Below are 20042 nucleotides of genomic sequence, written 5' to 3'. Positions count from 1 at the left end.
GACCTTAGTGCTGACCTGAGGGCACGGGCAATGCGCCATCCAGGTCCAGATCACGATCGGGGGCATCTTCCGCACGCTGGCCGCGGCGCGTGGCCAGCGTGCGCAGCAGCACATAGAACACCGGCGTGAGGAACAGGCCGAACAGCGTCACCCCCAGCATCCCCGCGAACACGGCCACGCCCATGGCATGACGCATTTCCGCACCGGCGCCGGTCGACACCACCAGGGGTACCACACCCATGATGAAGGCGATGGACGTCATCAGAATTGGGCGCAGACGCAGGCGGCAGGCCTCGATGGCGGCTTCCACGATGGAGCGTCCTTGCAGCTCCAGCTCCCGCGCAAACTCCACGATCAGGATCGCGTTCTTGCACGCCAGCCCCACCAGCACCACCAAACCGATCTGCGTGAAGATGTTGTTGTCGCCATGCGAGAGCCACACCCCCAGCATGGCGGCGAACAGGCTCATCGGCACGATCAGGATCACGGCCAGCGGCAGCGTCAGGCTCTCGTACTGCGCAGCCAGCACCAGGAACACCAGCAGCACGCAGATCGGGAAGATCCACACCGCAGAGTTGCCGGCCAGGATCTGCTGGTACGTCAGGTCCGTCCACTCGAAGCGCACGCCCTTGGGCAGCGTTTCATGCGCAATGCGCTCCACCGCAGCCTGCGCCTGGCCCGACGAGAAGCCCGGTGCCGGACCACCGTTGATATCCGCCGAGGTGTAGCCGTTGTAGCGCACCACCATGTCCGGCCCGAAGCCTTGCGACACGCGCAGCAGAGACGACAGCGGCACCATGTCGCCAGCGGTGTTACGCGTCTTCAGTTGCAGGATGTCTTCTGCATGGGCACGGAACGGCGCGTCTGCCTGCACCTTTACCTGATACGTGCGGCCGAAGCGGTTGAAGTCGTTCACGTACAGCGAGCCCAGGTATACCTGCATGGTGTCGAACACGTCCGTCACCGGCACACCCAACTGCTTGGCCTTCACGCGGTCAAGGTCGGCATTCAACTGCGGCACGTTGATCTGGTAGCTCGAGAACGACGGGCCCAGCTCAGGCGTCTGACGTGCCTTCGCCATAAAAGCCTGCGTGGCGGCAAAGAGCTGTTCGTAGCCGACCGAACCCCGGTCTTCCAGTTGCAGCTTGAAGCCACCCACCGTACCCAGACCCTGCACCGGCGGGGGCGGGAACACCGCGATGAACGCGTCCTTGATGGCGCCGTACTGCTTGTTCAACTGGCCAGCAATCGCACCGCCCGACAGGTCAGCGCTCTTGCGCTGGTCAAACGGCTTGAGCGTGACGAACACAATGCCGGCGCTCGGGCTGTTGGTGAAGCCGTTGATCGACAGGCCCGGGAACGCCACAGCGCTTTCTACGCCGGGGTGCTTTAGAGCAATGTCCGACATGCGGCGGATTACGTCTTCCGTGCGGTCCAGCGAGGCACCGTCCGGCAGTTGCGCGAAGCTCACCAGGTACTGCTTGTCCTGCATCGGCACGAAGCCGCCCGGCACGCGGTTGAACAGCAGCGCAGTCAAGCCGATCAGCGCGAGGTAGATGCCGAGCATCACAGCCTTGCGGCCGATCACGCGCGAGGTGCTGCGGCCATACGATTCCGAAGCCGCACCAAACACGCGGTTGAACGGGCGGAAGATCCAGCCAAGGCCCTTGTCCATCACACGCGCCAGCCAATCCTTCGGCGCGTCATGGCCCTTGAGCAGCAAGGCGGCCAGTGCCGGAGACAGCGTGAGCGAGTTGAATGCCGAGATAACGGTCGAGATTGCGATCGTCAGCGCGAATTGCTTGTAGAACTGACCGGTCAGGCCCGTCATGAAGGCCAGCGGCACGAACACGGCAATCAGCGTCAGGGCGATGGCGATGATCGGGCCGCTCACCTCACGCATGGCCTTGTACGTGGCTTCGCGTGGCGATAACCCTTCGGCGATGTTCCGCTCGACGTTTTCCACCACCACGATGGCATCGTCCACCACAATCCCGATCGCCAGCACGAGCCCGAAGAGGGACAGCGCGTTGATCGAGAAGCCGAACATCAACATCAGGCCAAACGTACCGATGATGGACACCGGCACTGCCAGCAGCGGAATGATCGATGCACGCCACGTTTGCAGGAACAGGATCACCACGAGCACCACAAGCGCCACCGCTTCCAGCAATGTATGTGTGACCGCTTCGATACTCGATCGGACGAACTGCGTCGGGTCATAAACGATGCGGTAGTCGACGCCTTCGGGAAAGTCCTGCTTCAGTTCCTCCATCGTCTTGCGCACGTCATCCGAAATCTGCAGCGCGTTGGAGCCCGGCGCCTGGAAGATCGGAATGGCCACTGCCTGCTTGTTGTCCAACAGCGAGCGCAGGCCGTACTCCGACGCGGCCAGCTCGATGCGGGCCACGTCACGCAGATACGTCACCGCGCCGTTGGGCGAGCTCTTGAGGATGATGTCGCCGAATTCCTGTTCGGTCTTCAGGCGGCCTTGCGCATTGACGGACAGTTGCAGGTCCGTGCCCGGCACCGACGGCGAGCCGCCGATCACACCCGCCGCCACCTGTACGTTCTGGTCACGGATGGCCTTGACCACTTCGTTGGCGGTCAGGCCGCGCTCGGCCACCTTGTTCGGGTCGAGCCACACACGCATCGAGTAGTCACCCGAGCCGAAGAGTTGCACCTGGCCCACGCCGCTGATACGTGCCAGGCGATCCTTGACGTTGAGCACTGCGTAGTTGCGCAGGTACGTCATGTCGTAGCGGTCATTCGGCGACAGCAAGTGCACCACCATCGTCAAGTCAGGGCTGCTCTTGATGGTCGTCACGCCCAAGCGCTGCACCACGTCGGGCAGGCGCGGCAGCGCTTGCGACACGCGGTTCTGTACGAGCTGCTGTGCCTTGTCCGGGTCGGTGCCCAGCTTGAAGGTGACCGTGGTGGTCATGTTGCCGTCGCTGTTGGCTTGCGACTGCATGTACAGCATGTTTTCGACGCCGTTGATCTGCTCTTCGAGCGGCGACGCGACGGTCTCGGCAATCACCTTGGGGTTGGCGCCCGGAAACTGCGCGCGCACCACCACCGAAGGCGGCACGACCTCGGGGTATTCCGAGATCGGCAATCGCCAGATCGAGATGATCCCGATCAACAGGATCAGCGTGGAGAGCACGCCCGCAAAGATCGGGCGGTCCACGAAAAATTTAGAGAAGTTCATGGCTGTGAGCGATGAGTGTCAGTCGCAATCAGGCGCGGTCGGCCGGAAGGCGTTGTGCGTTGGCAGCAGTCTTGGCGTTCGCGGGCTTGGTTTCAGCCTTGGCGGCAGGCGCAGTGGTTGTGTCGGCTTTGGCTTCGGCTGCGGGTTGGGCTGATCCTGCAGGCGCTTCAGGCTGTACACCTGGCAACACCACACGCTTGGTAACCAGGCTATCCATGGTCACCGCGTTGGGTGCCACGGCGTCACCCGGGCGCACGCGCTGGATACCGTTCACGACGATGCGGTCGCCGGCCTTCAGGCCCGACTTAACCACGCGCAGGCCATCAATGGACGCACCCACCGTCACTGCGCGGTAGCTGGTCTTGTTGGCCGCATCCACCACCAGGACGAACTTCTTGTCCTGGTCCGTACCGATGGCCTTGTCGCTGATGAGGATGGCGTCGTGCGGGGCGCCGGTGCTCATCCGCACGCGGGCGTACAGGCCCGGCGTGAGGCGGCCGTCGGCGTTGTCCAGCGTGGCGCGCACGCGGATCGTGCCCGAGCGCACATCCAGGCGGTTGTCGACGGACTGGATGGCGCCTTGGCGCGTGTAGCCGTCTTCATTGGCCAGGCCGATATAGACCGGTGTCTTCGTGCCCTGCGCGGCCTTGGCCGAGTACCGCAGGTAGCTCTGCTCGTCGGCATCAAACGCCACGTACATCGGTGACACCGACACCAGCGTCGTCAGCACCGGCGCAGCACCACCGCTGGAGACCACGTTGCCCACGGTGATTTCTGCGCGCGACACACGGCCCGAGACCGGCGCCACGATGTGCGTGTATTCCAGGTTCAGCTTGGCAGCATCCAGCGCGGCGGCGGCGCCTTGCAGGTTGGCCTGCGCCTCGCGTGCGGCGTTTTCTTTCTCTTCAAACTCGCGGCGGGCGATGGCGTTGTCGGCCACCAGCTTCTGCGCGCGATCGAGTTCCGACGTGGTGTAGGCCACGCGCGATTTGGCGGCCGTCAGCGCGGCTTGCGTGCGGGCGACTTCAGCAGCGTAGGGGCGCGGGTCGATGGTGAACAGTGGGTCGCCCTTCTTGACGATGCTGCCGTCCTTGAAGTGGACCGCCGTGACGGTGCCGCCCACCAGCGGACGGATCTCGACGCGCTCAACGGCTTCAATGCGGCCGGAGAATTCATCCCACTCCGCCACGTTGCGCGCGACGACGGGTGCCACATCCACTGGCGTGGCGACGGGTGCGGCCGGTTGTTGCGAGGCGCCGGCACTGGAAACAAGGCCGTAGGTGCCCACGGCGGCAACGCCAAGCACTGCTGCAGCCGAAATGGCGATGGTGCGTTTGGACAGGCTCATGATGTCTCTCGATTTCGTTGGGTCAGCAAAGAGGAAAGGTTGGAAAGCGTTTGGGCCGCAGCGTAGAAACACGCGCGCGGCCTCGCACTCCGTTTCTTGTTGTTGTGGGTTCAGCCAGGCGTCTCCCCGGTTGCGTCAATGGAGGTTGGGGCTTTGCGATCCGCACGTGCGCGGCGTTTGCGAGGCGTCGCCGCCTGTCGCGTCATGCCCAGGTGCCAGCGCAGGAAACAGGTCATCTCGTCTTGCGCGACCGCACTCATGGCGATCGAGTCATGACACGCCTCGTTCACGCGCACGACCTGCGTGACCACGCCTGCTTCGATGAGGGCGCCGGCGTAGCGCTCGGCTTCCGTGCGCAGCAAGTCTTGCGGGGCAGTCAGCAGCAGGGCAGGGGGCAGGCCCTGCAGGCGGCGCGATTCCACCGGCGCGGCATACGGATGCACGCGCTCGGTCGGGCGGGGCAGGTACTGGCGATAGCAATCAGCGCAGACTTCGGCCGAGTTGGTGGCATTGGCAAGGTGATCGGGGCGCACGCGCGCCATGGTCGGGTCCAGCATGGGGGCGATCAGCACCTGCGCACGCAGGTTCGGGCCGCCGCGGTCACGCGCGATCATCGTCAACGCGGCCGACAGGTTGCCGCCCGCGTCGTGACCAGCCACGGCCATGCGGCGGCGGTCGATGCCCCAGGCGGTGGCATGCTCCGCCATGCAGCACAGCGCGGCGTACACATCTTCGGGCGCAGCAGGGAAGGGCGCCGCCGGTGCCAGCGAGTAGCCGACCGTCACCACCACCGCAGGTAGCGTGGCCGCAAGGTGGCGCGCAGGGGCATCTGCATCGTCAATCGAACCATTCACGAAGCCGCCGCCATGCAGATACAGCACGGCTGGCTGGCGCAGCGGGGCAGCCTCGTCGGCGTGCATTTCGGGGTGGAATACGCGCAGGCGGATGCGGTTGGCGTAGCCCTGCGTCCAATAATCCTCGGCCCGCACCTCGCGTGGCAGGGCATCCCCCGGTTTTCCGGCGGGCAGTCGCTGCTCAGGCAATGCGCATGCTGCGCTGCGCAAATGGTGATTCCGTGCAACATTTGTGGCGCCATTGGCGGAGAGCGAACGCTCCGCACGAACATCGGCTGAAGCCGGCGAGGTGGCGAGCGAGCGATCCGAAACAACCAGACGCGGTGGAGAAGAACCCATGATGTCAGGCGGGGCTTACCTTTGCGGATAACCCGGATGTCGATGGGCTGAATGATGGTGATTAGACGATCGCGGATAAATGCCTATAATCAGACATCACTATTAGTCACAGCCGAACAATCAAAATCCACGGTTGTGCTACAAAGTGGCATTGCTCGAGGCCGATCTTATTGCGCTGCAAAATCCCTGCGCGCAGCAATGTTGATTAATCGAGCCAACCGGGTGCACCCCTTCAGATTCCACAGGTCCAGCGCATTGCCGTTTTGATTCCGGCAGTGCGCCCGCCCCGTGGAGTCCGACCCTCAGGAGCCGCAGATGGATCGATTGCAGGCCATGCAGGTTTTCACGCGCGTTGTGGAAGCCAGTAGTTTCACCAAGGCTGCCGACAGCCTTCAGTTACCCCGCGCCACAGTGACAAACCTGGTGCAAAGCCTTGAGGCGCACCTGGGCGTGCGCCTGCTGCACCGGACTACGCGCCGCGTGAATGTCACTGCTGATGGTGCGGCTTATTACGAGCGCTGCGTGCGGCTGCTCGGTGACTTGGAAGAGACCGAAGCCGCCTTCTCACAAAGCGCATCGGGTGCACGCGGCACGCTGCGTATCGACGTGCCCGGCTCGATTGGCAAACGGTTGCTGGTGCCGCGTATTCGCGATTTTCATGACGCGTACCCCGATCTTCAGCTCGAGATCGGTATGAGCGACCGCACCGTCGACCTGGTGCAGGAAGGCGTGGATTGCGCCGTGCGTGTGGGTGAGTTGCAGGATTCCAGCCTGGTGGCGCGCCGCATCGGCCAGCTGTCGATGGTGAACTGCGCCTCGCCGGAATACCTCGCGCGGCACGGCACGCCCACGACGCTGGAGGATCTGCAAGATCACACGGCAGTGAACTACTTCTCGCCGCGCAACGGGCGCCGCATGGATTGGGATTTCGTTATCGACGGCCAGAAGCAGATCCACAAGGTGCGCGGCATGGTGTCGGTCAACGATGCGGAATCCGCCGTGGCGTGCGGGTTGCATGGCCTGGGGCTGATGCAGACAGCACGCTTCCTGGTGTACGAGCACCTGATGTCGGGCGCGCTGGTGGAAGTGCTGCCGGACTACGTCTCAGAGGCATTGCCGGTGTCGGTCATCTACCCGCACAACCGCCACCTGTCGCCCAAGGTGCGGGTGTTTGTGGACTGGGTGGCGACGCTGTTTGCCGACCATCCGTGCCTGCAGCTCAAGGAAAATCCACGGCTTCAGATTGTTAGCGCCGCCTGAACAGTCTTTTTCCGGAAGTCACATTTATCAATCGGGAGCAACGATCTATTCTGGGTTCCAAGCGCAACACAACGAGCGCAACCGAACAAGGAAACGATCATGAACTCCCGCCTCTCCTCCCTCTTCTCTCGCCGCGCTGCATTGGCCCTGGTGGCTGCGCTGTCGGCTTCCGCAACCCTGCTGTCGGCCCAACCGGCCGCCGCTGCAGAGCAACCCAACTTCGATGCACCCGCTGCCACGCAGGCTGGCCGCTTCGATCCGTACACCCAAGGCGCCGACCGTAAGGCAGACACCTACGGCTATCTGTCGCGCGCCGGAGACCGCTTCGACCCGTACAGCCAAGGCGCTGACCGCCAGGCAGACACCTACGGCTATCTGTCGCGCGCCGGTGACCGTTTCGACCCGTACAGCCAAGGCGCTGACCGCCAAGCAGACACCTACGGCTACGTAGCGTGGAAGAGCGATCGCTTTGACCCGTACAGCCAAGGCGCCGACCGCCAGGCCGATACCTACGGCTATCTGGCCTGGAGTGGCGACACCAGCTACCCGAATGGCAGCACCGCATCGCGCGCTTAAACCGCACCCCTGATTTCTCCTCCCTTGTTGTGGCGTGACTGAATAGGTCACGCCTTTTTTTTATTTGCGCGAGCGTCGAGCTCAACAGTCCAAGTGTCGAGAGAAAAGCTCGGGACGCTGAGCTCAGAACTCCAAGCACCGAACTCGGAATCTGGAAGTCACAGAGCTCAGGACCCTGGACATGACATTCCAGGCTTCACGCGTGGAGCTCAAAGCCCGGCGTGCGGTGTTCGGAGGGTGGCGCGCAGGGCTTGGCCCTCTAGTCGCCACGCAGCGATCTCCGTGTGAGGGCAGGCGGGCTGCGCTGTCGGGGCGGCAATGCCGGGTTGAGAGTATCGTGGCAGTCATGCAGACCGTCGCCTTCACGTTCGATGCCGACCTGACGCCGCTTTTGCCATCGGCCTTGCGCGGACACACCATTGCGCGTGCCTGGGCATCGGGCGCCACGCTCAAGCACGCCATTGAGGCGCTTGGCGTGCCGCATACGGAAATCGGCCGGGTGCTCGTCGATGGCCGTGTGGAGGTGCTCGAAGCCATGCTGCCAGTGCATGGGCATGTTGCGGTGTCCGCCGTGGAACCCGCGCTGCCGAGCGCGCCGCTGCGCTTTCTGTGCGACGCGCACCTGGGTGCCACCGCCCGTCTGCTGCGCATGGCTGGTTTCGATACCGCCTACGACAACAATTACGCCGACGCCGCCATCGAAGCCCTGGCGCAGGAGGAAGACTGGATCATCCTGTCGCGCGATCGCGAGTTGCTCAAGCGGCGGGGTATCCGGCGTGGTGCGTTTATTCGTGCGCAAGTGCCACAGGAGCAGATGCGTGAGATCGTGGCGCGCTTCCAGTTGGCCGGTGTCGCCAAGCCGTTTTCCCGCTGCCTGGAGTGCAACGTGCCACTGCGCATGCTGAGCGTGGAAGAGGCCGCCGCCAGCGTGCCCCCGCGTGTGCGCGAACGGCAGCGCCTGTTCAGTACCTGCGATGTCTGCCGGCGCGTCTACTGGCCGGGCTCGCACTGGATGCGCATGAATGCCGTGCTGGCCGGCATGCTGGCGCCGCAGGACGACGAGGCGCCGAACATCGAGCACATCCTGCGCAGCGGCAGCGCTGGCGCTTGAATGCAAAACGCCCGCCGTCGTGTTCTTCACCGGCGGGCGTTTTTACTACCACGCAATCGCTCAAACCATCAGACCAGGTTCAGGCGCACGTCGATGTTGCCGCGCGTGGCGTTCGAGTACGGGCAGACGATGTGGGCGCGTTCGACCAGCGTTTGCGCTTCGGCGCGGTCCATACCGGGCAGGCTGATGGCCAGTTCGACTTCGATACCGAAGCCATTGGGGATCGGGCCGATGCCCACGGTGCCCTGCACGCTTGCATCCGCCGGGATGCGCAGCTTGTCGCGGGCCGCGACGAACTTCATCGCACCGATGAAGCAGGCGCTATAGCCGGCAGCAAACAGCTGCTCGGGGTTGGTGCCTTGACCGCCGGCACCGCCAAGCTCACGGGGCGTGGACAGGCTCAGATCCAGGCGGCCATCGGCAGTGGTGGCGCGGCCATCACGGCCACCGGTGACGTTGGCTTGGGCACGGTAGACGACGTTTTCGATCGACATGGCAGTTCTCCTGATGAAGGTTGGGAGCGAAGTGCAACGACTGTCGGAGCCGAAGCACTGGGGTTAATTGGCTTGCTATTAAATAGCATGCTATATATTTACTTCAAAAAAACGGGCGCATTGCGGCACCCGCGGGGTCGTGCTCTTGCTTCAGGCGGCGTGTTTGAAGAGCCGCCCGCGCAAGTCATTCAACTGTGTGCGCAAGGATTCGATCTCCTCCGGCGCGCATTCTGCGGCGGCACCGATGCAGTTCGGCACGTCCTTGGCGCGTTCCTGCAGCTGCCAGCCTGCGTCCGTCAGCGAGATGATCACTTGCCGTTCATCCGCCTCCGAACGCTGACGCTCGACCAGGCCCGCCGCCTCCAGCCGCTTGAGCATGGGGGTGAGGGTGGCGGAATCGAGAAACAGCCGCTCGCCGATGGCTGATACGGTTTGCGCGTCGTTCTCCCACAGCACCAGCATGACAAGGTATTGCGGATACGTCAGGCCCAGGGGCTTGAGCAGCGTCCGGTATACCTTGTTCAACCCGATCATGGTCGAGTACAGCGCGAAGCACAGCTGCACATCCAGCGTCAGGTTCGGGTACGGAGAGGAGGTCTTGCGTGTGTCCATGTCGGGCATATTAGATCGTGCACTATCTAATAGCAAGCTAAATTTGTGTAACAGCCTCATGTGAGGCGACGTGCACATCGCTCGCCACGTTGCGAAGGTCGGCCACGAAGCGCTCGCGCCAGACCGTCAGGTTGGCTGTGCGTAGCCGATCCATCATGTGGGCGTAGCGCGCCTTGCGTTCTTCCAGCGGCATCGTCAGTGCACGGTTGAGTGCCTCGGCCATGCCGCGTGTGTCGTACGGGTTGACGATGAGTGCCGCATCCAGCTCGCGCGCCGCACCGGCAAAACGTGAGAGCACCAGCACGCCCGGGTCCTCAGGGTCCTGCGCGGCAACGTATTCCTTGGCAACCAGGTTCATGCCATCGCGCAGCGGTGTGACATAACCGACGTGCGAGGTGCGGAACAGCGCCATCAGCACGCGCCGCTCGTATTGCTTGTTGATGTAGCGGATGGGCGTCCAGTCCAGCTCCGAATGCTTGCCGTTGATGCGCCCCGATTCGGCCTCCAGGCGTTGGCGAATCTGCTGGTAGCTCTGCACGTCCTGGCGCGAGGTCGGCGCGATCTGGATGAAGGTCACGTGCCGGCGGTGGTCTGGAAAATCGTCAAGCAACTGCTCGAACGCGTGGAAGCGCTCAGGCAGCCCTTTCGAATAGTCCAGGCGATCCACGCTCATGATGAGTTTGGGCTGGCTGCTGTTGTGTTCACCGCGCGGGCTGGTGTGCCGCATGAACGGACTGAGCGGGTTGCGCCGCGCCAGCGACGACACCGCCTGCTGTGCGATCTCATCGGGGTGCACGCCGATGGGATAGACCTCTGCGCGCAGCGTGTGGCCGAACGCATGCACCGGGCCGTTCTGTTCCTTGTTCTCGATGTAGCCGCGCGCCTCGCGCTCGATGTAGTCGTAAAAGGCGACGCGGTCGGTTTCGGACTGGAAGCCGACCAGGTCGTACGCACACAGCGCGCGCATCAGCTCTTCGTGCGGTGGGATGGTCGTCAGGATTTCCGGCGCTGGAAACGGGATGTGCAGGAAGAACCCGATGCGGTTGGTCAGCCCCAGTGCGCGGCATTCGGCAGCGAACGGGATCAGGTGGTAGTCGTGCACCCAGAGGATGTCGTCGGGCTCGACCAGCGCCTTGAGTTGATGCGCGAACTGCGAGTTGACGCGTCGATAGCCGTGGTACTCCTGCCGCTGGAAGCGCGCGAGATCGACGCGGTAGTGAAAGATCGGCCAGAGCGTCGCGTTGGCAAAGCCGCGGTAGTACTGGTCGTAGTCGCGCCGGCTCAAGCCGACGGTGGCATAGGTGATGTTGCCCTTGGAAACGATGGCGGGCTCGCTGGATACGGTGGTTGCGCTCTGTGTCGTCACCTCGCCGCTCCAGCCGAACCACACGCCGCCGGTTTCGCGCAGCGCATCGAACACGCCGACGGCTAGTCCGCCCGCCGTCCCCTGGCCTTCGGTCATGGGCGCAACGCGGTTGGAGATCACAATGAGCCGGCTCATGTGCGATCTTGCTGATCTGGAAGCATCGCAGCCAACCACGCGCGCAGCGCTGAGGGATCGTGCACGCGCCACCGTGCCTGGCTCGGGCCCGTGCCGATCTTGACCGACCAGCCGTTGAGCGTGTTCACCGCGTCGAAGGCGCTTTCGTCCGTCAGGTCATCGCCGGCAAACAATGGCGTGCGCCCCATGAAGGGGGGCTCGGTCATCAGGGTGTGTACGGCATCGCCCTTGCTTGCACCACGCGGTTTGAGCTCGACGACCATCTTGCCAGCCTGCAGGCGGATGTGTTCTGAGTAGCGATGCGCGAGGCGATTGGCCAAGGCGAGCACGGTGTTCTCTGCGTCCGGCGTGTGACGGTAGTGCAGCGCGAAGGCAATGCCCTTGCTCTCCAGCATGACGCCCGGCAGTTGTACGAGTACGGCGCGCAGTTCACGCTCCAATTCGGCGATGACATCTGCGTCGGTGTTCAGGCGGACAACGTTGCCATCGGCACAGCGGCGTTCCGCGCCGTGCACGCCGGCAATCACCAGGCCGGGCAGGGCGAGCAGGGATTCGAGGTTATGCACTGTGCGCCCGCTGATGATGGCCAGCGCGCCACCGCAGGCCGCATGCAAGGCAGCGAGGGTTTTGCGCAGCGGCGCAGAGACACGCACGGCATCGGGGTGCGGGGCGATGTCGACGAGCGTGCCGTCAAAGTCCAGCAGGAAGGCCGTGTGAGCAACGTCGACCTCGGGTAGAGGCGACGCGCTGGTGGAATGTGGTGATTGATCGCTCTTGGGCAAACCGGTTCATGTGAATGTGCGTGATGCGATGTTTCACGCAAGAACCGGACCGACCACGCCAGGCGCTGTCGATTCGCCATCTGCGGCCGGTTTGAAGGGGGATGGGCTTGTAAAAACGGGCGCAGGGTGAAAATCCTTCATGTGTCCCCGCGCCCGTACGCGCAGCCAGCGTCACAGCGATGCAGCCAGGCGGGTGCCTTGATCGATGGCCCGTTTAGCGTCGAGTTCGCGTGCCTCGTCTGCACCGCCAATCACATGCACCTTGGCGCCGCCGGCCTGCAGCGGTTCGACCAATTCGCGCAGCGGTTCCTGCCCAGCGCACAGCACGATGGAGTCGACCGCGAGCCATTCAGCAGCTTCGCGTTTTTCGCCATAACTGACTAGGAGGCCTTCGTCGCCGATGCGCTCGTAGTTGACGCCGCCCATCATGCGCACGCCCATGTTCTTCAGGCTCGTGCGATGGATCCAGCCGGTTGTCTTGCCCAGGCCCGCACCCAGCTTGCCGGCGCGCCGCTGCAACAACATGATGTCGCGCGCTGGCGCTTCGGGCTGCGGGCGGATGCCATCCACGCCGCCGCGCACCTCGGTCGGATCGCCGACGCCCCATTCGGTGCGCCACGTCTGCAGATCGAGCGTGGGCGAGTGGCCATCCAGCGCGAGGAATTCGGCCACGTCAAAGCCGATGCCGCCTGCGCCGACAATCGCCACGCGCTTGCCCACCGGTTTGCGATGGCGCAGCACGTCGATGTACGACAGCACGCTCGGATGATCCTGCCCCGGAATCTTCGGATTGCGCGGCGATACCCCTGTCGCAACGATGATCCCATCGTACTTGCCCGCCAGCAACTGCTGCGCATCCACGCGCGCGCCCAGGCGCAGCGTCACGCCGGTGGCCTCCACGCGGCGCGTGAAGTAGCGCACCATCTCGTGAAACTCTTCCTTGCCCGGAATCGTCTTGGCCATGTTCAACTGGCCGCCGATTTCCGGTGCGGCATCGAACAGGTCCACCGCATGGCCGCGCTCCGCCAGCGTGATCGAAGCCGACAGGCCCGCAGGCCCCGCACCCACCACCGCAAAGCGGCGCTTCGCGGGCGTCTGGCGGATGACCAGCTCGGTCTCGTGACATGCACGCGGGTTGACCAGGCAGCTCGCAATCTTGGCCTTGAACGCGTGGTCCAGGCACGCCTGATTGCAGGCGATGCAGGTGTTGATGTCCTGCGCGCGATTCGTCGACGCCTTGCGTACGAACGCAGGGTCGGCCAGCAGCGGGCGCGCCATCGACACCATATCGGCGCAGCCATCGGCCAGCACGCTCTCGGCCACTTCCGGTGTGTTGATGCGGTTGGACGTGACCAGCGGAATGCCGACCTCGCCCTTCATCTTCTTCGTCACCCAGGCGAAGGCGGCGCGCGGCACGCTCGTCGCGATGGTGGGGATGCGCGCCTCGTGCCAGCCGATGCCGGTGTTGATGATGGTGGCGCCTGCCTGCTCCACGGCCTTGGCGAGTTGCACGACTTCTTCCCACGAACTGCCGTCGGGAATCAGGTCGATCATCGACAGGCGGTAGATGATGATGAAGTCGCGGCCGACCGCCTCGCGCGTGCGTCGGACGATTTCGACGGCCAGGCGCATGCGGTTGGCGTAGCTGCCGCCCCAGTCGTCGGTGCGCTTGTTGGTGTGGGTGACGAGGAACTGGTTGATGAAGTAGCCCTCGGAACCCATGATCTCGACGCCGTCGTAACCGGCCTCGCGGGCCAGTTGGGCGCAGCGCACGAAGGCGCGGATCTGGCGCTCGATGCCGCGCACGGACAACTCGCGCGGCGTGAACGGGCTGATGGGGGAGCGCAGGGCTGTGGGCGCCACGGCAAACGGGTGATAGCCGTAGCGGCCGGTATGCAGGATCTGCAGCGCGATCTTGCCGCCTTCCTGGTGTACGGCATCGGTCACGATGCGGTGACGGCGTGCGGCGCCATGCGTGGCCAGGCGCCCGGCAAACGGCTTGGTCCACCCGGCAATGTTGGGCGCAAAGCCACCGGTGACGATCAGGCCGACATCACCACGCGCGCGTTCGGCAAAGTAGGCGGCCAGGCGGTCAAAGTGGTTGCCGTCTTCCAGCCCGGTGTGCATCGAGCCCATCAACACGCGGTTCTTGAGCGTGGTGAAGCCGAGATCGAGCGGGGCCAGCAGGTGAGGGTACGGCGAGGAGGGCGTGGAGGAGGACATGTCCGGCGCATCACGTGATGTGGAAACGCGCCGGACGGTAGCACCCAAGCGCCCGTTGGAACAACAGGGCGGGGTTCTAGATGTGGGGGGCGCGCGTCAGGATTTTTTCGGGTCGTCTTCGGCGGGCTTGCCGAGCAGCGCCTTCAGCAGTTTGTTCTGAGGAATTGCCTTGCCGGTGCCTTGGCCTGGCTTGCCGGTGCGCTGGCTGTCGCGCTTGAGGTTATTGGCGATCTTGAGGCCCTTGAGTTTTTCGAGGTCGGTTTTCTTCACGATGGGGTCTGCTAGGAAGCTGATGACGGCATGTTACGCTCGGCAGGATACGCGAATTGCCAAACACTCGGCTCGCCCCCGCCCGTTTTTCCTGCATGTCAGTCAATCCAACGCCGCCTGCCACGCCTGTTTCCGACCTGTTTCAGCCCACCCTGCAGGACTGGGCGGAGCAGCCAGCGCAGGCCTTCGAGCATTGGCTTGCCGCGCGCGGCTATCGCGAATCGTCGGCGACGGTTTACCGCGCGATGTGGCGCAAATGGCTGCGCTGGGTGGAATCGCACCAGCGCGCGCTGGCGGACTGGAGCGCTGGCGACATCGCCGCGTTCCTGGATGAGTCGGGCCTGACCAAGCTGCATCGGTATCGGTATGCGCGCCTGATCGAGCGTGTTTTCCACCAGCTCGAATTGCTGCGCACGGGCACGCACAACCCGGCCAGTGCTGCCGTGCAGCAAAAACTGGCCGACGGCGAGAACGATCCGACCACCTTTCTTTCGACGATCGAACGAGTCGCCATCGAAGCCTCGCTGGAGGTGGGCGCGCGGGCAAGCGAGGCGGCAGCGAACGCCAGCGCGTTCAAGCTGGCGCGCGACAGGGCTTTGGTGGCGGTGTGCCACGGCGCCGGGCTGAAGGTCGCGCAGGTGCAGTCCTTGTTGCTGCGCCAGGTGGATGCGGCGCTGCAGAGCATCACTGTCGAACCGTCGCGCGGCCCGTCCTACCATGCTCCGCTGCTGGCGAGCGCACGCCCTGCACTGGCGGCCTGGCTGGCTGTGCGCGGCCATGCCGAGGTGCCGGGCGAGCGCGTCTTCGTGGCCGATGCGGGTGGGCGCGTCATGCACGCAGCCTCGGTATACCGTCGCGTTGAGGCTTGGCTGGCCGCGTTGCCGGCTTTGATGCACCGCAGCGAACGGCTCTCGCCGCAGACGCTGCGTAACGGCTATGCCGCGGCGCTGTTCGATGCGGGTGCCGCCCCCGCCGAGGTGGGGTACGCGTTGGGCTTGCGGGACCAGGCCTCGGCCTGGCGGCTGCGCTCGGCGTATGCCGACTGGCAGGCGGCAGCCCATCCGGATGGGCGCGAGGGCACCGTTTTGTAGCACGGTTTTTTTGCGCAACATCGCATGCAAACTGCCCGCAAACCAGCACTGGGCTTGCTATGATCGCGCTGTTCCGCTGCGCCGGTTGTATTGTGCGGTGAACCCGATGCCGCGCTCGAATCGGCACGCCATGATCTCTTTCTCGATACCTCGCACCCAATGATAGAAACCATTCTGCTGACCGGCGCCACCGGCTACATTGCTTCGCATACCTGGGTTGAACTGCTGGATGCGGGCTATCAGGTGATCGGCCTCGACAATCTGTGCAACAGCAACTCGGCCGTGCTCTCGCGCATCGAGCAGATCACCGCCAAGACCCCCAAGTTTGTACAGGGCGATGTGCGTGACCGCCGCCTGCTCGACGATCTTTTTGCCAGCACGCGCATCTCGGCCGTCATCCACTTCGCGGCGCTCAAATCAGTGGGTGAGTCTGTGCAGAAGCCGCTGGCCTACTACGACAACAACATCGGAGGGCTGGTCACGCTGTGCGCGTCGATGGCGCATGCCAACGTGCGCCAGCTGGTGTTCAGCTCGTCGGCCACCGTGTATGGCAATCCGCATACGGTGCCGATTACCGAGTCGTTTCCGCTGTCGGCCACCAACCCGTACGGCCAGACCAAGCTGATGGGCGAGCAGGTACTGCTCGATCTGGAGATATCCAACGCCGCCTGGCAGATTGCCTACCTGCGCTACTTCAATCCGGTGGGCGCGCACCACAGCGGCCTGATCGGCGAAGACCCGCGCGGCATCCCGAACAACCTGATGCCCTACGTGGCCCAGGTGGCGATTGGCAAGCGCGAGAAGCTTTCCGTCTACGGCGGCGATTGGCCCACGCCCGATGGCACGGGCGTGCGCGACTACATCCACGTGGTCGACCTGGCGCGCGGACATCTATCGGCGCTTGATGTGCTGCGCCGCGATGGTCGTGGCTTTACCGTCAACCTGGGCACTGGGCGCGGCTACTCGGTGCTGGAAGTCGTTGAAGCCTACAAGCGTGCGAGCGGCCGCGCGGTTCCGTACCAGATCGTGGACCGCCGCCCCGGCGACATTGCCGCGTGCTACGCCGATCCGGCACTCGCTGCCTCCATGCTGGGCTGGCGCGCGCAATACGGCATCGAGCGCATGTGCGAAGACTCGTGGCGCTGGCAAAGCATGAACCCGGACGGCTTTCAGTCCCGCTGATCCACGACACTGTTTGACACCCGTAGAACTGGAACCACCCCGCAGTGGATGACGTCGCTCACCTAGTTGCGCAACTGACCAGCAGGCTTGCCGGCGCATTGCTGCCATTGATCGTGGCATGCGGCGCGGGCAGTTTGCTGCTGCGTTTGCTGGACGATCTGCGCAGTGCCAGTGCCACGCGCGCCCGATTGCCGCTGGCGATGACGGCGCTGTTCTGCGCGATTGCGCTGTGGACGGTACCGCTGCTGCCGCTGGTTGCGCGCTGGCCGATGCATGAGGGCGCCGCGCTGCTGGTGATGACGCCGGCATCGTTCTGCTGGAGTCTGGCGGTGGCCGCGTTGTGGTGCATCCTGGGTGGCCAGGCGGGCACCGTACGCGCGGTGCTGCTGGGTGTGTTGCTGAGTATCAGCGGCCCTGTGGCCGTGTTGTTGCTGGTGGGTGTCACCAGCTTCGATGCGCTGGCGTGGGCAGATGCCGGTGTGCTTGGCATCGTCATTTTGCTGTCGGCGGCGGCCTGTGCGGCGGCGTTGCAGTTTGCGCTGTCGGCGCAATCAGGTGCCACGGGGGTGGCGGTCCGTCGCCCCATCGTGAGCCTGTTCGTGAGTGTGCTGTTTGGCATCGGTCTGGCCATCGATGCGGTGTATGCGGCTTCGCTGGTGGATTCGCCAGCGGCTCCCGTCGGCAGTGCGCCGGCTTGGCTGCAATTACTGTTGGCAGGCGGGGCAATGGCGACGGTGCTTGCCGGCTTCCTGCTCGGTTACCGTGACCGGGCATCGGGTGACACCTCTGCTGCAATTGCCACCCGCGAGATCCGCCGCCGCAAGGAAACGATGCAGGCGCTCAACGATCTGGAGCAGAGCTATCGGCAGCGAGAGGCTGAGTTGGCCGCGCGGCATCAACTGCTGCTCGATGGTGCGGATGTCGGCTTGTGGGAATTCGATCTGATCACGCGCAGCGCGCAGTTCTCCACGCGCTTTGCCGCCATGCTCGGCTACACGCTCAAAGAGATCGGCCCGAGTACCAGCGAGTACCTGCGCCTCGTGCACCCGGACGACTTGCCGCTCGTGCTGAACCGTATCCAGGCGCACGTTGACGGCAATGCTCCCGCCTACGCCGCGGAATTCCGCATGCGGCACAAGGACGGCAGCTATCGTCAGCTCATCGCGCGCGGCGTGGCTTTGCGCGATGCGGGCGGTCGTGCCACACGCATGGCCGGCTCGCATGTCGAACTGGCAGCAAAAGTCGCTATAGCAAATACTGCCTTGCCAGAAATTGCCTCGTCTGCGGTGCAGCCCGAGACGCTTCGTCGCCAGGGGCTGTGGGAGTCGTGGTCGCCGCTGGACAATGCGCCCGATACCTCAGGCACACCAGCCACAGCGACTGCGCCGACCGAGCCTGCGCCCGCGCCGGCCAGTAACGGCACGTTGCCAAGCATCAATCCCAACGCGCTGCGTTGAGGTCGTTTCATCTTTACGGAAGTTGATCACGCCTAGTACTCAAGTTTTCTTCCGGCTTGCCCGTTAGCCCATGTAGAGCGCGTGCAATCGCGCCGGGGAGCGCCGCTAGCATCACGCGGACAAGAAGAAACGCTTGGAGGAAGGAAGATGAACCGACTCACGCTTCGACAGAAGCTGTGGCTGCCGCTCGTCCTGAGCTGGCTGTGCCTGCTTGTCATCACATTGTGGAGTGCATGGAGCGCACGCACCGTGCGCATGGAGGAGCGCCAACGCGATCTCCAGAACGTCAGTGCCACCGCATTCAGCGTCATTAAGGAATACGGCCAACTGGCGCAAGACGGCAAGATGCCGGTAGAAGAGGCCAAGGCCCAGGCCATCGCACGTTTGAAAGACATGCGCTATGGCACCGACGGTTATTTCTCGCTGTCGAGAACTGATACCGTTTCGGTCATGCACCCGTTCAAGCCTGAGATGGTCGGCAAGAACATGTCTGCTGCGACCGACCCTGAGGGTAAGCACCTGTTCGTGGACATCGCGCAGATGGCCAAGGCGGGCGGCGGGTTTGTGCGCTATCTGTGGCCCAAGCCTGGCAGCGACAAGGCCGAACCCAAGCTGACCTACGTCTCGTATTACGAGCCCTGGGATTGGTCGATGACGACAGGGCTGTATATCGATGACGTTGATGCAGCGTTTCGTACCTCGCTCATGCAATCGCTCGGCCTGTTGCTGGGTGTTGGCCTGCTGATGACCGTGGTTGTCGTGGCCGTCACGCGCGGTTTGCAGCGTCAGCTGGGCGGTGAACCGGCGTATGCCGCAGACGTTGCCGCACGTATTGCAGGAGGCGATTTGGCGGTGCGTGTGCAGACGCGCCCAGGCGATCGCGACAGCATGCTCTTTGCCATGTCGCAGATGCAGCAGCAACTGACGGGCACGATCAGCGACATCAAGAACTCCGCCGATTCCATTGCCAGTGCAACCAAACAGATTGCGGCCGGCAATGCCGATCTGTCACAGCGGACGGAGCAGCAAGCATCGTCACTGGAAGAGACAGCATCGAGCATGGAAGAGCTGACATCGATCGTGAAGCAGAACGCCGACAACGCGCGTCAGGCCAGCACGCTGGCCGTCAACGCGTCGGATATTGCTGTCAAGGGCGGCGAAGTGGTCGGGCGCGTGGTTGAGACCATGTCGGGCATCAACGAGAGCAGCAAGAAGATTGCCGACATCATTGGTGTGATCGAGGGCATTGCGTTCCAGACCAACATCCTGGCACTCAACGCCGCGGTGGAAGCTGCGCGCGCCGGCGAGCAGGGCCGCGGCTTTGCGGTGGTGGCGGGTGAGGTGCGCAGCCTGGCACAGCGCTCGGCCAGTGCCGCCAAGGAGATCAAGGAGTTGATTGGCGACTCGGTGGGGCGTGTGCAGAACGGTTCTGCGCTGGTGCAGGAAGCGGGAACCGTGATTGACGAAGTGGTGGTCGCGGTCAAGCGCGTGACCGACATCATGGGAGAGATTTCTGCCGCGTCCGACGAGCAAAGCTCGGGAATTGAGCAGGTCAATCAGGCGGTGAATCAGATGGATGAGGTGACGCAACAGAACGCTGCGCTGGTGGAGCAGGCTGCGGCAGCTGCGCTTTCGCTGGAAGAGCAGGCGCAATTGCTGCGCTCAGCGGTGGGACGCTTCCAGGTATAACGCGCCTAAGCGCAAGAAAAACAAGGCCGGCGATACTTGCCG

Annotated in this window: 16 protein-coding genes; 7 read left to right on the top strand and 9 right to left on the bottom strand. The window is 63.9% G+C overall.

Going from position 1 to position 20042, the window contains the following annotated elements; genetic code table 11:
• Positions 1 to 4: 4 nt before the first annotated feature.
• The 3 genes from C404_RS31250 to C404_RS31240 all read right to left on the bottom strand — a co-directional run bounded on the left by C404_RS31250 (position 5) and on the right by C404_RS31240 (position 5752).
• Positions 5 to 3211 carry an efflux RND transporter permease subunit gene (locus tag C404_RS31250; RefSeq protein WP_021192606.1) on the bottom strand — a complete coding sequence of 1069 codons (3207 nt, stop codon included), beginning with the start codon at positions 3209 to 3211 and terminating at the stop codon, positions 5 to 7.
• Positions 3212 to 3239: 28 nt separating this feature from the next.
• Positions 3240 to 4559, bottom strand: a complete 1320-nt coding sequence (locus C404_RS31245) for an efflux RND transporter periplasmic adaptor subunit (protein ID WP_021192605.1) — start codon at positions 4557 to 4559, stop codon at positions 3240 to 3242.
• Positions 4560 to 4669: 110 nt separating this feature from the next.
• On the bottom strand, positions 4670 to 5752 hold the full coding sequence (locus C404_RS31240) for an alpha/beta hydrolase (protein WP_031328652.1): 1083 nt from the start codon (positions 5750 to 5752) through the stop codon (positions 4670 to 4672).
• A 315-nt stretch (positions 5753 to 6067) separates the two neighbouring features.
• Here C404_RS31240 and C404_RS31235 point away from each other — a divergent pair, with 315 nt between their 5' ends.
• The 3 genes from C404_RS31235 to C404_RS31225 all read left to right on the top strand — a co-directional run bounded on the left by C404_RS31235 (position 6068) and on the right by C404_RS31225 (position 8699).
• The gene (locus C404_RS31235) at positions 6068 to 7012 is read left to right on the top strand and encodes a LysR family transcriptional regulator (RefSeq protein WP_021192603.1); all 945 of its coding nucleotides are present in this window, start codon (positions 6068 to 6070) and stop codon (positions 7010 to 7012) included.
• Between the two features lie 99 nt (positions 7013 to 7111).
• Positions 7112 to 7588: a hypothetical protein gene (locus C404_RS31230; protein ID WP_021192602.1), complete on the top strand. Its 477-nt coding sequence runs from the start codon at positions 7112 to 7114 to the stop codon at positions 7586 to 7588.
• 346 nt (positions 7589 to 7934) lie between these two features.
• On the top strand, positions 7935 to 8699 hold the full coding sequence (locus C404_RS31225; protein ID WP_021192601.1) for a Mut7-C RNAse domain-containing protein: 765 nt from the start codon (positions 7935 to 7937) through the stop codon (positions 8697 to 8699).
• Positions 8700 to 8767: 68 nt separating this feature from the next.
• On the opposite strand, the gene C404_RS31220 is transcribed toward C404_RS31225, so the two are convergent.
• The 6 genes from C404_RS31220 to C404_RS59815 all read right to left on the bottom strand — a co-directional run bounded on the left by C404_RS31220 (position 8768) and on the right by C404_RS59815 (position 14581).
• Complete coding sequence (locus C404_RS31220; RefSeq protein ID WP_021192600.1) at positions 8768 to 9193, bottom strand: organic hydroperoxide resistance protein; 426 nt, start codon at positions 9191 to 9193, stop codon at positions 8768 to 8770.
• 150 nt (positions 9194 to 9343) lie between these two features.
• Positions 9344 to 9805 (bottom strand): MarR family winged helix-turn-helix transcriptional regulator, encoded by a 462-nt coding sequence (locus C404_RS31215; protein WP_031328651.1) that lies wholly within the window; start codon positions 9803 to 9805, stop codon positions 9344 to 9346.
• Positions 9806 to 9842: 37 nt separating this feature from the next.
• Complete coding sequence (gene otsA, locus C404_RS31210) at positions 9843 to 11306, bottom strand: alpha,alpha-trehalose-phosphate synthase (UDP-forming) (protein WP_021192598.1); 1464 nt, start codon at positions 11304 to 11306, stop codon at positions 9843 to 9845.
• Positions 11303 to 12088 (bottom strand): trehalose-phosphatase, encoded by a 786-nt coding sequence (gene otsB / locus C404_RS31205; RefSeq protein ID WP_021192597.1) that lies wholly within the window; start codon positions 12086 to 12088, stop codon positions 11303 to 11305. Before otsB ends, otsA begins: the two co-directional genes overlap by 4 nt.
• Positions 12089 to 12259: 171 nt before the next feature.
• Positions 12260 to 14311, bottom strand: a complete 2052-nt coding sequence (locus tag C404_RS31200; protein ID WP_021192596.1) for an NADPH-dependent 2,4-dienoyl-CoA reductase — start codon at positions 14309 to 14311, stop codon at positions 12260 to 12262.
• Positions 14312 to 14407: 96 nt separating this feature from the next.
• Complete coding sequence (locus tag C404_RS59815; protein ID WP_021192595.1) at positions 14408 to 14581, bottom strand: hypothetical protein; 174 nt, start codon at positions 14579 to 14581, stop codon at positions 14408 to 14410.
• Between the two features lie 95 nt (positions 14582 to 14676).
• Between C404_RS59815 and C404_RS31195 the strand changes: the two genes are divergently transcribed.
• The 4 genes from C404_RS31195 (at position 14677) to C404_RS31180 (ending at position 20000) form a co-directional block, all read left to right on the top strand.
• A complete protein-coding gene (locus C404_RS31195; RefSeq protein WP_021192594.1) occupies positions 14677 to 15672 on the top strand; it encodes a tyrosine-type recombinase/integrase in 996 nt (331 codons plus the stop codon).
• A gap of 159 nt (positions 15673 to 15831) precedes the next feature.
• Entirely contained in the window at positions 15832 to 16854 is a 1023-nt protein-coding gene (gene galE / locus C404_RS31190) for a UDP-glucose 4-epimerase GalE (protein ID WP_031328650.1), read from the top strand.
• A gap of 44 nt (positions 16855 to 16898) precedes the next feature.
• A complete protein-coding gene (locus tag C404_RS31185; protein WP_021192592.1) occupies positions 16899 to 18311 on the top strand; it encodes a PAS domain-containing protein in 1413 nt (470 codons plus the stop codon).
• 147 nt (positions 18312 to 18458) lie between these two features.
• Entirely contained in the window at positions 18459 to 20000 is a 1542-nt protein-coding gene (locus C404_RS31180) for a methyl-accepting chemotaxis protein (protein ID WP_021192591.1), read from the top strand.
• The last annotated feature ends 42 nt before the right edge of the window (positions 20001 to 20042 follow it).

It is taken from the genome of Ralstonia sp. AU12-08, from assembly GCF_000442475.1.
Lineage (GTDB): Bacteria > Pseudomonadota > Gammaproteobacteria > Burkholderiales > Burkholderiaceae > Ralstonia > Ralstonia insidiosa.
Note: the sequence above shows the minus strand (reverse complement) of the source record. Positions and strands in the feature narration are given on the sequence as shown.

What these genes read in the sequence shown, in the direction of transcription:
- C404_RS31250 (WP_021192606.1), bottom strand. Translation starts at nt 3,211, where the DNA reads ATGAACTTCTCTAAATTTTTCGTGGACCGCCCGATCTTTGCGGGCGTG.
- C404_RS31245 (WP_021192605.1), bottom strand. Translation starts at nt 4,559, where the DNA reads ATGAGCCTGTCCAAACGCACCATCGCCATTTCGGCTGCAGCAGTGCTT.
- C404_RS31240 (WP_031328652.1), bottom strand. Translation starts at nt 5,752, where the DNA reads ATGGGTTCTTCTCCACCGCGTCTGGTTGTTTCGGATCGCTCGCTCGCC.
- C404_RS31235 (WP_021192603.1), top strand. Translation starts at nt 6,068, where the DNA reads ATGGATCGATTGCAGGCCATGCAGGTTTTCACGCGCGTTGTGGAAGCC.
- C404_RS31230 (WP_021192602.1), top strand. Translation starts at nt 7,112, where the DNA reads ATGAACTCCCGCCTCTCCTCCCTCTTCTCTCGCCGCGCTGCATTGGCC.
- C404_RS31225 (WP_021192601.1), top strand. Translation starts at nt 7,935, where the DNA reads ATGCAGACCGTCGCCTTCACGTTCGATGCCGACCTGACGCCGCTTTTG.
- C404_RS31220 (WP_021192600.1), bottom strand. Translation starts at nt 9,193, where the DNA reads ATGTCGATCGAAAACGTCGTCTACCGTGCCCAAGCCAACGTCACCGGT.
- C404_RS31215 (WP_031328651.1), bottom strand. Translation starts at nt 9,805, where the DNA reads ATGGACACACGCAAGACCTCCTCTCCGTACCCGAACCTGACGCTGGAT.
- otsA (WP_021192598.1), bottom strand. Translation starts at nt 11,306, where the DNA reads ATGAGCCGGCTCATTGTGATCTCCAACCGCGTTGCGCCCATGACCGAA.
- C404_RS31200 (WP_021192596.1), bottom strand. Translation starts at nt 14,311, where the DNA reads ATGTCCTCCTCCACGCCCTCCTCGCCGTACCCTCACCTGCTGGCCCCG.
- C404_RS31195 (WP_021192594.1), top strand. Translation starts at nt 14,677, where the DNA reads ATGTCAGTCAATCCAACGCCGCCTGCCACGCCTGTTTCCGACCTGTTT.
- galE (WP_031328650.1), top strand. Translation starts at nt 15,832, where the DNA reads ATGATAGAAACCATTCTGCTGACCGGCGCCACCGGCTACATTGCTTCG.
- C404_RS31180 (WP_021192591.1), top strand. Translation starts at nt 18,459, where the DNA reads ATGAACCGACTCACGCTTCGACAGAAGCTGTGGCTGCCGCTCGTCCTG.